General features: G+C 65.8%; 14 protein-coding genes. 2 read left to right on the top strand and 12 right to left on the bottom strand.

All coding sequences use genetic code 11. The features are described 5' to 3' along the window. Nucleotides 1–103: 103 nt before the first annotated feature. The 8 genes from AC07Q9_RS08000 to AC07Q9_RS07965 all read right to left on the bottom strand — a co-directional run bounded on the left by AC07Q9_RS08000 (nt 104) and on the right by AC07Q9_RS07965 (nt 6,965). Nucleotides 104–607: a disulfide bond formation protein B gene (locus AC07Q9_RS08000; RefSeq protein WP_062470083.1), complete on the bottom strand. Its 504-nt coding sequence runs from the start codon at nt 605–607 to the stop codon at nt 104–106. Next, entirely contained in the window at nt 604–1,701 is a 1,098-nt protein-coding gene (locus AC07Q9_RS07995; RefSeq protein WP_062470081.1) for a sulfate/molybdate ABC transporter ATP-binding protein, read from the bottom strand. The genes AC07Q9_RS08000 and AC07Q9_RS07995 overlap by 4 nt, the downstream gene beginning before the upstream one ends. Nucleotides 1,702–1,721: 20 nt before the next feature. Continuing rightward, nucleotides 1,722–2,624: a sulfate ABC transporter permease subunit CysW gene (cysW, locus tag AC07Q9_RS07990; RefSeq protein ID WP_495308619.1), complete on the bottom strand. Its 903-nt coding sequence runs from the start codon at nt 2,622–2,624 to the stop codon at nt 1,722–1,724. Between the two features lies 1 nt (nt 2,625). After that, nucleotides 2,626–3,513, bottom strand: coding sequence for a sulfate ABC transporter permease subunit CysT (gene cysT, locus AC07Q9_RS07985; RefSeq protein WP_489061332.1), 888 nt, complete (start codon nt 3,511–3,513; stop codon nt 2,626–2,628). Nucleotides 3,514–3,649: 136 nt separating this feature from the next. Further along, nucleotides 3,650–4,666 carry a sulfate ABC transporter substrate-binding protein gene (locus AC07Q9_RS07980; protein ID WP_495308617.1) on the bottom strand — a complete coding sequence of 339 codons (1,017 nt, stop codon included), beginning with the start codon at nt 4,664–4,666 and terminating at the stop codon, nt 3,650–3,652. Continuing rightward, complete coding sequence (locus tag AC07Q9_RS07975; protein ID WP_307590554.1) at nt 4,663–5,238, bottom strand: RBBP9/YdeN family alpha/beta hydrolase; 576 nt, start codon at nt 5,236–5,238, stop codon at nt 4,663–4,665. Before AC07Q9_RS07975 ends, AC07Q9_RS07980 begins: the two co-directional genes overlap by 4 nt. A gap of 22 nt (nt 5,239–5,260) precedes the next feature. Further along, the gene (locus AC07Q9_RS07970) at nt 5,261–5,902 is read right to left on the bottom strand and encodes a peroxiredoxin (RefSeq protein ID WP_093240439.1); all 642 of its coding nucleotides are present in this window, start codon (nt 5,900–5,902) and stop codon (nt 5,261–5,263) included. A gap of 148 nt (nt 5,903–6,050) precedes the next feature. Then, nucleotides 6,051–6,965 (bottom strand): LysR family transcriptional regulator, encoded by a 915-nt coding sequence (locus tag AC07Q9_RS07965; RefSeq protein ID WP_495308614.1) that lies wholly within the window; start codon nt 6,963–6,965, stop codon nt 6,051–6,053. A 135-nt stretch (nt 6,966–7,100) separates the two neighbouring features. Between AC07Q9_RS07965 and AC07Q9_RS07960 the strand changes: the two genes are divergently transcribed. Then, a complete protein-coding gene (locus tag AC07Q9_RS07960; RefSeq protein WP_495308612.1) occupies nt 7,101–7,748 on the top strand; it encodes an FMN-dependent NADH-azoreductase in 648 nt (215 codons plus the stop codon). A 257-nt stretch (nt 7,749–8,005) separates the two neighbouring features. Then, on the top strand, nt 8,006–8,791 hold the full coding sequence (locus AC07Q9_RS07955; RefSeq protein ID WP_495308610.1) for an SDR family NAD(P)-dependent oxidoreductase: 786 nt from the start codon (nt 8,006–8,008) through the stop codon (nt 8,789–8,791). A gap of 195 nt (nt 8,792–8,986) precedes the next feature. Here the strand turns inward: AC07Q9_RS07955 and AC07Q9_RS07950 are convergent, their stop codons facing one another. The 4 genes from AC07Q9_RS07950 to AC07Q9_RS07935 are packed head-to-tail and all read right to left on the bottom strand — an operon-like array spanning nt 8,987 to nt 11,915. Continuing rightward, entirely contained in the window at nt 8,987–9,544 is a 558-nt protein-coding gene (locus AC07Q9_RS07950; RefSeq protein ID WP_492676915.1) for an NADPH-dependent FMN reductase, read from the bottom strand. Nucleotides 9,545–9,593: 49 nt separating this feature from the next. Next, on the bottom strand, nt 9,594–10,328 hold the full coding sequence (locus AC07Q9_RS07945) for an amino acid ABC transporter permease (protein WP_495308608.1): 735 nt from the start codon (nt 10,326–10,328) through the stop codon (nt 9,594–9,596). Continuing rightward, entirely contained in the window at nt 10,325–11,041 is a 717-nt protein-coding gene (locus AC07Q9_RS07940) for an amino acid ABC transporter permease (protein WP_495308607.1), read from the bottom strand. The genes AC07Q9_RS07945 and AC07Q9_RS07940 overlap by 4 nt, the downstream gene beginning before the upstream one ends. 31 nt (nt 11,042–11,072) lie before the next feature. Continuing rightward, on the bottom strand, nt 11,073–11,915 hold the full coding sequence (locus AC07Q9_RS07935; protein ID WP_492676912.1) for a transporter substrate-binding domain-containing protein: 843 nt from the start codon (nt 11,913–11,915) through the stop codon (nt 11,073–11,075). Between the last annotated feature and the right edge of the window lie 196 nt (nt 11,916–12,111).

The following is a 12,111-nucleotide window of genomic DNA, read 5'->3' as shown; positions in this document are numbered from 1 at the left end:
GCGGGCTTTTTGCACGGGCCTGCGCAGCGACCCATGAAAAACGGCGTGGGCCGCTGCCCTCGAAGGACAGCGGGCCACGCCGCAAGAACTACTGAAAAAGAACTCAGCGCGCCGTGCGCCGACGCAGCAGCAAGGTGAGGAGCAACAGCGCCAGCACCGTGAACGCAATGAACGACCAGTTCGCCAGCGTCAGGCCGAACAGCGACCAGTCGATCTTGGAACAGTCGCCGCCGCCGCGGAAGATCATCGGCAGTGCGCGCTTGAGCGGGAAGGTCTCGATCATCCCGTACAGGTCACGCCCGCACGAGACGACTTCGGGCGGATACCACTGCAGCCAGCTCTGCTGCGCCGCCGTGTAGGCACCGCCCACCGCCGCCGCCAGCGCCAGCACCCCGCCCGTCACCTGCAGGCCGCGGCTGTTGAACAGCGCCGCCAGGCCGGTGAACAGCGCCACCAGCATCAGCGCATAGCGCTGCACGATGCACATCGGGCAGGGTTCGAGCCCGACCACGTGCTGCAGATACAGCCCGAAGGCCAGCATGAGGACACAGGCCAGGCAGATCAGCCCGAGCGCGCGGCGCGGCGCGCCGAAGTACCAATGGATCAAGGAGATACCCAATCTTCTTCTACGAACACCCTGGCCTTGCGGGGGTTGGCGACGACGGTGTCGCCTTCCTTCAAGCCCAGGTCGCGGAACTGTTGCGCAGGGAGTTGCGCTTCGATGATGGTTCCGGAGCCCGGATTATCTGGATTCGTTTCGGTGGGCTCAAGTTCCAGCCGCGCGATCGGTCCGACCACGATCGCACGCGACAGCGTGGCGACGATGCCCGTGGCACCCGACACGTAGCGTGTCACATCCAGGTCATGCGGGCGCACGTAGGCCAGCGCCTTGGCGTCGCGCGCGCTGCTGTGCTCGGGCGAGTCGATGCGCATGCCGTCCAGCTGCACGGCGCCGTTGTCGGCCCGGCCGTGGAACAGGTTCACGTCGCCCAGGAAGCCGTAGACGAACGGGCTCGCGGGCTTGTCCCACACGTCCTGCGGCGAGCCGACCTGCTCGATGCGGCCCTTGTTGATGACCACCACGCGGTCGGCCACTTCGAGCGCTTCTTCCTGGTCGTGCGTGACGAAGATCGAGGTGACGTGCAGCTCGTCGTGCAGCCGGCGCAGCCAGCGGCGCAGTTCCTTGCGCACCTTGGCGTCGAGCGCGCCGAAGGGTTCGTCCAGCAGCAGCACCTTGGGCTCCACCGCCAGCGCGCGGGCCAGCGCGATGCGCTGGCGCTGGCCGCCGGACAGCTGCGACGGGTAGCGGTCGGCCAGCCAGTCGAGCTGCACCAGCTTGAGCAGGTCGGTCACCTTGGCCTTGATCTGCGCGTCGCTCGGGCGCTCCTTGCGCGGCTTCACGCGCAGGCCGAAGGCCACGTTCTCGAACACGGTCATGTGGCGGAACAGCGCGTAGTGCTGGAACACGAAGCCGACCTGGCGCTCGCGCACGTGCACGTCGGTGGTGTCTTCGCCCGAGAAGTGGATGCTGCCGGTGTCGGCCGTTTCCAGGCCCGCGATGATGCGCAGCAGCGTGGTCTTGCCGCAGCCCGAGGGGCCGAGCAGCGCGACCAGTTCGCCCGACTCGACGTCGAGGTTCACGTTGTTCAGCGCCCGGAAGTCGCCGAACTGCTTGCTGATGTTGCGGATTTCGATGCTCATGGTCTTGTTCTCTCGTCTTCTCAGGCCGCCGAAGGCTCGGGGGGGCGCTCGGGCGGCAGCTCGGCGATGGCTTTCATTTCGCGCTCATGGCGCCACTCGATGACCGACTTGATCACCAGGGTGACCAGCGCCAGGATCGCCAGCAGCGAGGCCACCGCGAAGGCGGCCACCGACTGGTATTCGTTGTAGAGCACCTCGACGTGCAGCGGCATCGTGTTGGTCTGGCCGCGGATGTGGCCCGACACCACCGACACCGCACCGAACTCGCCCATGGCGCGCGCGTTGCACAGGATCACGCCATACAGCAGGCCCCACTTGATGTTGGGCAAGGTCACGCGCCAGAAGGTCTGCCAGCCGGTCGCGCCGAGCACGATGGCGGCCTGCTCCTCGTCGGTGCCCTGCGCCTGCATCAGCGGAATGAGTTCGCGCGCGATGAAGGGGAAGGTCACGAACACGGTGGCCAGCACGATGCCGGGCACGGCGAAGATGATCTTGATGTCGTGCTCCGCCAGCCACGGGCCGAACCAGCCCTGCGCGCCGAACACCAGCACGTAGATCAGGCCCGCCACCACCGGCGACACCGCGAACGGCAGGTCGATCAGCGTGGTGAGAAAGGCCTTGCCGCGGAACTCGAACTTGGCGATGGCCCACGCTGCGGCCACGCCGAACACGAGGTTCATCGGCACCGCGATGGCGGCGGTGATCAGCGTGAGGCGGATCGCGCTCCACGCATCGGGTTCCTTCAGCGCCTCGAGGTAGGCATTGAGGCCCTTGCGCAGCGCCTCGACCGCCACGGCCGCCAGCGGCAGCACGAGGAACAGGAACATGAACGCCAGGGCGACGCCGATCAGCGTCCAGCGGACCCAGGCCGACTCGGTGGTGCCGGCCTGCGCGCGGCGAATGATTTTCGAAGGTGCGCTCATGTCAGGCTCCTGCGCGCTTGCGTTGCCAGGCTTGCAGGCCGTTGATGACCAGCAGCAGGATGAACGACAGCACCAGCATCACCAGCGCGACCGCGGTGGCGCCCGTGTAGTCGTACTGCTCCAGCTTGCCGATGATGATGAGCGGCGTGATCTCGGAAATCATCGGCATGTTGCCGGCGATGAAGATCACGGAGCCGTACTCGCCGATGGCGCGTGCGAAGGCCATCGCAAAGCCCGTGAGCAATGCCGGTGCAATCGCCGGAAAGATCACCTTGGTGAAGGTCTGCAGGCGCGTGGCGCCGAGCGAGGTCGCGGCTTCTTCGAGTTCTTTCTCGGTGTCTTCGAGCACCGGCTGCACCGTGCGCACCACGAACGGCAGCCCGATGAAGATCAGCGCAATCACGATGCCCGCCGGCGTGAACGCCAGCTTGATGCCGTGCGGCTCAAGCAGCTGCCCGATCCAGCCGTTGCCCGCGAGCAGCGCCGTGAGCGAGATGCCGGCCACGGCCGTGGGCAGCGCGAACGGCAGGTCGACCAGCGCATCGACGATGCGCTTGCCCGGGAACTTGTAGCGCACCAGCACCCAGGCCACCAGCAGGCCGAACACCGCATTCACCATCGCGGCGATCAGCGAGGCGCCGAAGGTCAGGCGGTACGAGGCCATCACGCGCGGCGCGGTCACCGACACCCAGAAGTGCTCCCAGGTCATCGTGAAGGTCTTGAAGACCAGCGCCGACAACGGGATCAGCACGATCAGGCACAGATAGAAGACCGTGAAGCCGAGCGTGATGTGGAAACCGGGCAGCACGCGCTTGGCGCCCCCTGCCCGGTTGGCACGTGAAAAAGGCGCTCCCGCAGTTGGGAGCGCCGACGAAGTCACACCACTCATGATGAAAACGGTCCGTTGTTGATTCGCTGGTCCCTTCGTGGGACACCGCGGAACCGGCTTTGCCGGGCCGCAGGTGTCGCCCCCTGCAAGGGGGTTGGCGAAGCGACACGAAGTGCGCGAAGACTGGGGGTGTACTTCACTTGCCGCCGGGGGTGTACAGCTTGTCGAACTGGCCGCCGTCATTGAAGTGCACCTTCTGCGCTTCGCTCAGGCTGCCGAACAGTTCCTGCACCGTGAACAGCTGCAGCGGCTTGAAGGTCGAGGCGTACTTCTTGAGCACGGCCTGCGAACGCGGACGCAGCGCATGCTTGGCGGCGATTTCCTGCGCTTCTTCGGAGTACAGCCAGTCGAGGTAGGCCTTGGCCAGCTCGCCCGTGCCCTTCTTCTTGACGGTGCGCTCGACGATGGCGACCGGGTTCTCGGCCACGATGGAGATCGACGGATACACCGAATCGACCTTGCCGGTGCCGAATTCGCGGTCGATCGAGACCACTTCGGATTCGAAGGTGATCAGCGCGTCGCCGATGTTGCGTTGCAGGAAGGCGGTGGTCGCGTCGCGGCCGCCGCGTGCCAGCACCGGCACGTTCTTGAACAGCTTGCCGACGAACTCGGCAGCTTGGGCGTCGGTGCCGCCCTTCTTCTTGATGTAGCCCCAGGCCGCCAGGTAGGCGTAGCGGCCGTTGCCACCGGTCTTGGGGTTGACGATCACGACCTGCACGCCGGGCTTGACCAGGTCGTCCCAGTCCTTGATGCCCTTGGGGTTGCCGTTGCGCACCAGCAGCAGCATGGTCGAGGTGGTGGGCGATGCGTTCTCGGGGAACTTCTTGTTCCAGTCCTTGGCGACCACGCCGGCGCTGGCCAGGAAGTCGATGTCGGTCGAGGTGTTCATGGTCACCACGTCGGCATCCAGGCCGTCGGCCACGGCGCGCGCCTGGGCGCTGGAGCCGCCGTGCGACTGGTCGATCTTGACGTCCTTGCCCGTGGTCTTCTTGTAGTTCGCCACGAAGGCCGCGTTGTAGTCCTTGTAGAACTCGCGCGCCACGTCGTACGAGGCGTTCAGCAGGCCCGTGCCTTGGGCAAAGGCCGTGTTGCCGGCGAGTGCGGAGGACGCCAGCGCGAGCACGGCAGCGAAGGTCTTGATTCTGGAAGTCATGTGGTTGCCAGGTTGTCTGAAAATTCACGACCGGCCGACCAGGCGGCGGGTTCGTCGGTCAACGATTGCAGCAGGGCCAGGCCGAGCGGCCAGTCTCCGTGCCCCGAATCGATGTTGATGTGCCCCGCATTCTGCATGCGCACGAACTCGCTGCCCCAGGCGCGCGAATAGGCGCCCGCCAGGCGGATCGGGCAATAGGGATCGTTGCTGCTCGCCACCACGATGCTGCGGTACGGCAGCGCCGCGTAGGGCACGGGTGCGAAGTCGGACAGCACCGCGCGGCGCTCGGGGTCGGCCGGCGCCACCAGCAGCGCGCCCTGGATGCGGGCGGCGGCCTCGGGTGGCAGGTGGGCCGTGGCGATGCAGCCCAGGCTGTGCGCCGCGATCACCACCGGGCCTTCGCTTTCGAGCACCAGCTTGGCCAGTGCGGGCACCCAGGCGTCGCGCTTGGGCGAAGCCCAGTCGTCCTGCGCCACCCGCGCCGCGCCCGGAATGCGTTCTTCCCACAGGCTCTGCCAATGGCCGGGCCCGGAGTCGCGCCAACCGGGCACGATGACGACACGAGTCTGCATGACGGCGCGGTCCTGCGGCTTCTTACTTGTTGGGCTGCGGCGTGATGCGCAGGTAAGGCTTGACGGCCTTGAAGCCCTTGGGGAAGCGCTCGGCCAGCTCGGCCGGGTCCTGGATGCTCGGCACGATGACGACGTCGTCGCCGTCCTTCCAGTTCACGGGCGTGGCGACCTTGTGGCTGTCGGTGAGCTGCAGCGAGTCGATCACGCGAATGATTTCGTCGAAGTTGCGGCCGGTGGACGCCGGGTAGGTGATGGTGGTGCGGATGACCTTCTTGGGGTCGATGATGTAGACGCTGCGCACCGTGGCCGTGGTCGAGGCGTTCGGGTGGATCAGGTCGTACAGGTCGGCCACCTTGCGGTCGGCGTCCGCAATGATGGGGAAGTTGACGGTGGTGTTCTGCGTCTCGTTGATGTCCGAGATCCACTCCTTGTGCTTGGTGGCCGGGTCGACGCTCAGCGCGATGGGCTTCACGCCGCGCTTGGCGAACTCGCCCGACAGCGCCGCCGTCTTGCCGAGTTCGGTGGTGCACACGGGCGTGAAATCGGCCGGGTGCGAGAAGAACACGATCCACGAATCGCCGGCCCATTGATAGAAGTCGATCGGGCCTTCGCTGGAGTCCTGGGTGAAATTGGGGGCGGTGTCGCCGAGTCGCAGGGTTGCCATGGTCGCTCCAAGAAGGGGGTGAAGCCCTGGATTGTGCGAACCGCTGCTTCAATGGCAAACGAATATCTGTTTGTTTGGATATGACGTTTTTCGCATATAGAACCTGCGCAGGCCCCCTATGCCGCTATCTTTTAGATAGCAATCTGCCTCAAAACATCCGCATCTGCTCGCTCTGCAGGTGTTCCGACAGGAAGTCGATCAGCCGCCGCACCGCCGGCACCAGCGCCCGCCGCGCCGGAAACACCATGTGCGCCACCACCGGCGACGGCCCCCAGCCCGGCAGCACCCGCGCCAGCCGGCCCGTCTCGACGTCTGCGCTGCACATGTAGTCGGGCAGCATCGTCGCGCCGACCCCGCCCAGCGCGCCGAATTGCAGCGTCGCGAGGTCGTCGGCCACGTAGCGCGGCGTGTGCACGTGCAGGTGGCTGCGGCCTTCCGGGCCTTCGAGCCGCCATTCGGCGCGCCCTTCCCCATTGACCGACATGGCCGCCGTCGGCAGCTTCGCGAGGTCGGCGGGCGTGTCGATCGGCCCGTGTTGCGCCATCAACGCCGGGCTGGCGACCAGCACGCCCCGGCTGTGGCCGAAGGTCTTGGCCACGAGCACCGTGCTGTCCTCGATGGTGGGGCGCACGCGCAGCGCGATGTCGATGCCCTCCTCGATCAGGTCCACCGGCCGGTTGATGACGCGGATGTCGACGCGCACCGCGGGGTAGCGTTCCATGAACAGCGGGATCAGTTGCGCCAGTCCGCTGTGCGCGATGGTGACCGGGCAGGTCAGCCGCACCAGCCCGCTCGGCTCGTTCTGCACCTGCGCCACCGCCTCGGCCGCCGCCTGGGCCGCGTCGCGCATGGCCGAGGCGTGCCGCAGGTAGATCTCGCCGGCCGGCGTGAGCGACAGGCGCCGCGTGCTGCGCTGCATCAGCTGCACGCCCAGGCGCTCCTCGAGCTCGGCCACGCGGCGCGACAGGCGCGATTTGGGAATGCCCAGCGCCCGGCTGGCGGCGGCAAAGCCGCCCCGCTCGGCCACCTCGGCGAAGAACACCATGTCGTTGAGGTCTTGCATGGCTTTATTGTCCTACCAACAGAACGATCTGATCAAATTTTGGCTACTTATCAGTCACTCACATCAAAAATAGAATTCTCCCAACGCCGGCCACTTCTCAGCGCCGACACCTTGCACAGAAAGTGATTGACTGACATGAAGCTGCTCCACATCGACTCCAGCATCCTGGCCGCCGGCTCCACCTCGCGCCAGCTGACCGCCGAAACCGTCGCCGCCTGGCGCGCCGCCCACCCCGACACCCAGGTCGAATACCTGGACCTGGCCGTGGACGCGCCCTCGCACTTCAGCGCCGACGCCCTGGGCATCAAGACCGGCGTGCAGGCCCAGCCGACCGAAGCGCAGCTGCGCGAGAACGCCCTGTCGGAAAAGCTGGTGAGCCAGTTCCTGGCCGCCGACGTCGTCGTGCTCGGCGCCCCGCTGTACAACTTCACCATCCCGACCCAGCTCAAGGCGTGGATCGACCGCCTCGCGCAAGCCGGCCGCACCTTCAAGTACACCGAGAAGGGCCCCGTCGGCCTGGCCGGTGGCAAGACCATCATCGTGGCTTCGAGCCGCGGCGGCATCTACTCGACCTCCGAAGGTGGTCAGGCCGCGGAGCACCAGGAGAGCTACCTGAAGGTGATCTTCGGCTTCTTCGGCATCACCGACGTGCGCTTCGTGCGCGCCGAAGGCATCGCGATGGGTGACGCGCCCAAGGCCGCCGCCCTGGCCGCCGCCCGCGCCGACATCCTCGTGGCCACGACCGAAGCGGCGAACCAGAAGACCGTTGCGCAAGCCGCCTGAGTTTTCCGCCCCTGCCCTCGACGCCCCTGCATGCTGCCTTGCGCAGCGTGCAGGGGCGTTGGTGCTCATGCGTTCAACTAGAAATTAACGTTTGCGCCTCAAATCGAGAATCGGCGCAGATCCGCCACTGTCTTGCCACCAGAAAATTGCAAACACTGAGGTCTATAGTTAATTCGATTTGAATGGAATGCCAGAACCCCATCGACGCTGATAATATTTTTCGGGCCAATTCGGCATTCAACAAATCTGGCCCGACCATGCAAGCAAATCAAACAGACAACGGCGACATACTCGGCACTTTTCGCAACGACCTTTTCAGCGGGAAATCGGTGGTGGTTTCGGGCGCCACCAGTGGCATCGGACTCGCCCTTGCGCACGGTTTCGCAAGGCTGGGGGCCTCGGTCGTGGCGACGGGGAGCAACCCTGAAAAGATCGCCAGGGAAAGCGCAAATCCGGACAACCGATCCATTCGCTTCGAGCTCCTGGACGCTCGCAACGGCGAAGCCATCAAGGCGTTCTCGGCACGATTCGACACCCTCGATGTCCTGGTGAACGCACAGGGCATCCTTCGCGGCGATGCGGAACATACCGAGGAAGCCTTTCTCGACGTGATCGACGTCAACCTCAATGGCGTCATGCGCATGTCGTACGCCTTCCGCGAACACCTGATCCGCTCGAAGGGCAGCATCATCAATATCTCGTCGATGCTCAGCTACCTGGTCGAGCCTGAAATTCCCGCCTATGCGGCGAGCAAGACCGGGCTGCTTGGCCTGACGCGAACCTTGGCGCACGCGTACGGGCCGCATGGCGTGCGGGTCAACGCCATTTCCCCGGGCTATCACAAGACCGATATGACCAAAGTGTTGTGGAGTGTGCCAAGGAGCCACGACCTCGTCGCCAATCACTCCGCCCTCAAGCGCTGGGGATCGACCGAAGACCTGGTCGGGGCCGCGATTTTCCTTGCCAGCCCGGCCGCCGCGTTCGTGACCGCCACCGATCTGCCGGTCGATGGTGGCTATGTCGTTGGAAATACGGTCCGGTAGTTGCGAATCGCGAAACAGGCGTACTCAAAAGGCATGGCCTGACCTGAAATTTCCACAAAAACCAATACCCTGAATTGATTGACCTGAAGTTTCAAATCTTCAATTCGATCTGAATTACAAAACTCAGATCGCCAAATCAAAAAAGCCGCCCCACAAGGGCGGCTTTTTCATGGCCGTCGACCGGCCCTCTGTTCGTCAGGCCGCCGAATGGCTCTTCACCCAGGCCACGTACTTGTCCATCCAGCCCTGCAGGAATTTCTGCGTGCCTTCGTTGCCGATGTGGCCCTTGTCGTCGAACAGGCCTTCCTTGGCCTGCAGGAACACCTCGGGGCCGCCCATCGTGGGCGCGTCGAGGTAGGCCAGGATGTTGCGCAGGTGCTGCTGCGCCAGCGCGGTGCCGATGGCGCCCACCGAGATGCCGAGCACGCCGGTCGGCTTGCCAGCCCACACGCTCTGGCCGTAGGGACGCGAGGCGTGGTCGATGGCGTTCTTCAGCACGCCGGGGATCGAGCGGTTGTATTCGGGCGTGACGAACAGCACGCCCTGCGCGGCGGCCACTTCGCTCTTGAGGCGCTTCACCTGCGCGGCCTGGTTGCCGTCGTCGTCCTGGTTGTACAGCGGCAGGTCGTCGATGCGCAGGGTCTCGAACGTGAAGTCCGACGGCGCGAGATGCGCCAGCGCCAGGGCCAGCTTGTGGTTGAACGAATCCTTGCGCAGGCTGCCGACGATGACGGCGATCCGGGTCTGTGCCATGGGGTGGAACTCCTTGAAATGAGAAAGGCTGTCGGAATGACCGGGACGATTATGCGAAGCGCTCAAGACCTTTTCCAGAAAAGTTCATGACAACCGGCGCACCCGCCTGCGCGCGGCGCACGACGCCGTGGGCCAGCCTGTCGAGCCCGGTGCACAGCAGCCAGTAGATCGCGCCCACCAGCACGAAGATCTCCGCCGGATAGACCATGGTGCGCGCGTTCACCTGCGAGGCCACGAACGACAGCTCGCCCACGCCCACCACATACGCCAGCGAGCTGTCCTTCACCAGCGTGACCCACTGGTTGACGAACGACGGCAGCATCATCCGCAGCGCCTGCGGCAGCACGATGTGGCGCAGCGTGCCCCAGCGCGTGAGCCCGAGCGACAGCCCCGCCGCCCACTGTCCCGCGCCGATGCCGCGGATGCCCGCATGCACCGCGTGCGCCAGGTAGGCGCCGCCCACCAGTGACAGCGCGCACATCACCGACAGCACGCCCGGCACGCTCACGCCCAGCGCGAACGGCAGCAGGAAGTAGGTCCAGAAGATCAGCATCAGCACCGGGATCGCGCGCAGGAACGCCAGCCCCAGGATCAGCACGCGCTTGAGCGGGCCTCGCGCCATGGCCAGCCCGATACCCCACGCCAGTCCCAGCAGCGCCGACGCGATGCCCGAGCCTGCGCTCAGCAGCACCGTGAGCGCCGCACCGCCCAGCTCGCCCTGCGGAAAGGATCCCCACAGCAGGTACGGCAGGCTGTCCCACAGCATGTGCAATGCATCGGTCATGCAGCGGCCCTCCCCGGCACCGCCGACTGCCGGCGCGCAGCCCACGCAGCCAGCAGCTCGATCGCGCCGATGGTCACGACGTAGAGCAACGTCGCCACGCCGAAGGCCTGGAAGGTCTTGAAGGTTTCCGCCTCGACCTGGCGCGAGGCGTACGACAGCTCGACCAGCCCCACGGCCATCGCGAGCGAGGTGTTCTTGACGATGTTCATGTACTGCCCCAGCAGCGGCGGCAACGCGATGCGCAGCGCCTGCGGCAGCACCACCTGCGCCAGCACCTGCGCGCGCGTGAAGCCCAGCGCCTGCGCCGCCAGCGTCTGCCCCACGGGCACGCCGCGGATGCCCGAGCGGACGTCCTCGCCCACGTAGGCGGCCGCATACAGCGTGAGCCCGAGCAGCGCCGACAGAAGTTCGAAGGAAACGAAACGCCCCGCCAGCAGCCCTTCGCGCAGCGCCTCGGGCAGCAAACTGGGCGCGCCGAAGTACCAGAAGAAGAGCTGCACCAGCAGCGGCGTGTTGCGAAACAGCGAGACGTACGCGCCGCTCGCGCGCAGCCACGCGGGCCGGCTCGACGAGCGCCCCGCCGCCACGACGACACCCAGCAGCGTGGCGCCCGCCGCCACCAGCAGCGAGGCGCCCACGGTCACGAGCCAGCCGTCGAGCAGCCAGCCGAGGTAATGGGGCGCGAGCAGATGCTCACGCAGGAAATCGCTCAAGGCCGCATCGATCCGGTCGTTGCGTGCCCCATCAGTTGGCGGCCACGCGCTGGTCGCCGATCTTCAGCAGGCGCGGCAGTGGCGCCTTGCTGTTCGGGCCGAACCAGGTGTCGTAGATCGCCACGGCGCGGCCGTTCTTCTCGCTGTCGACCAGCCAGGCGTTGAGCGTCTCGAGCAGGCGCGTCTCGCCCTTGGCCACGGCCGCGCCGAGGTATTCCTTCGACACCGTGATCGCCGGGATCTCGTACTTCTCCTTGTCAGGAATCGCGTTCCACTGCGCCGTGAGCTTCACGCCGTCGTTGGTGATGGCCTGCACGTTGCCGTTGCGCAGCGCGGCCAGCGCAAAGGGCGAATCGTCGTAGAGCACGACCTTGGCGTCGGGGTAGTTCTTGCGCAGGTTCGACTCCATGGTCGTGCCCTTCTCGGTGCCGATGCGGATGTCCTTGATCTGCGCGGCCTCCTTCAGCACGCCCTTCTTCGCCAGGAACTGCTGGCCGACCAGGAAGTACGGCGTGGTGAAGTCCACCGCCTTGGCGCGCTCGTCGGTGATGGTGAAGCTGGCGAACACCACGTCGGCCTTGCCCGAGGTGAGCAGCGGGATGCGGTTGGCCGGGTTGGTCGGCACCAGCTCGATCTTCACGCCCAGGCTTTTCGCGAACTCGGTGGCGAGGTCGATGTCGTGGCCGACCTGCTTCTTGCTGGCCGGGTCGATGTAGCCGAAGGGCGGGTTGCCGTCGAACGCGGCCACGCGCAGCACCCCGGCCTTGCGGATGTCGTCGAGCTTGTCGGCCCAGGCGATGTTGCCCAGGGTGGTGAGAGCGCCGATTGCCAGGGCCAGGCTGGTCACGGTGAAAGAGTGGGTGTTGCGGGTCATGCCTGCGCTTCGCTGGAAGTGGAAAAAGAGAGCGCGACTCTAGGCAGCGCCGCGTGCGGCGCCAACGAAGCAATTTCCGCTTGCATATGCAGCGATGAGTTGCGCATGAACAAATGACAAAAGCTTCGTGGCGCGAGACAGCGTCGGTCCCTAGAGTGGCCAGCCTCTGCCTTCCGACTGACTGCTTTTTTCTTCT

The organism is Variovorax sp. GW821-FHT09A10 (genome assembly GCF_059418385.1).
Note: the sequence above shows the minus strand (reverse complement) of the source record. Positions and strands in the feature narration are given on the sequence as shown.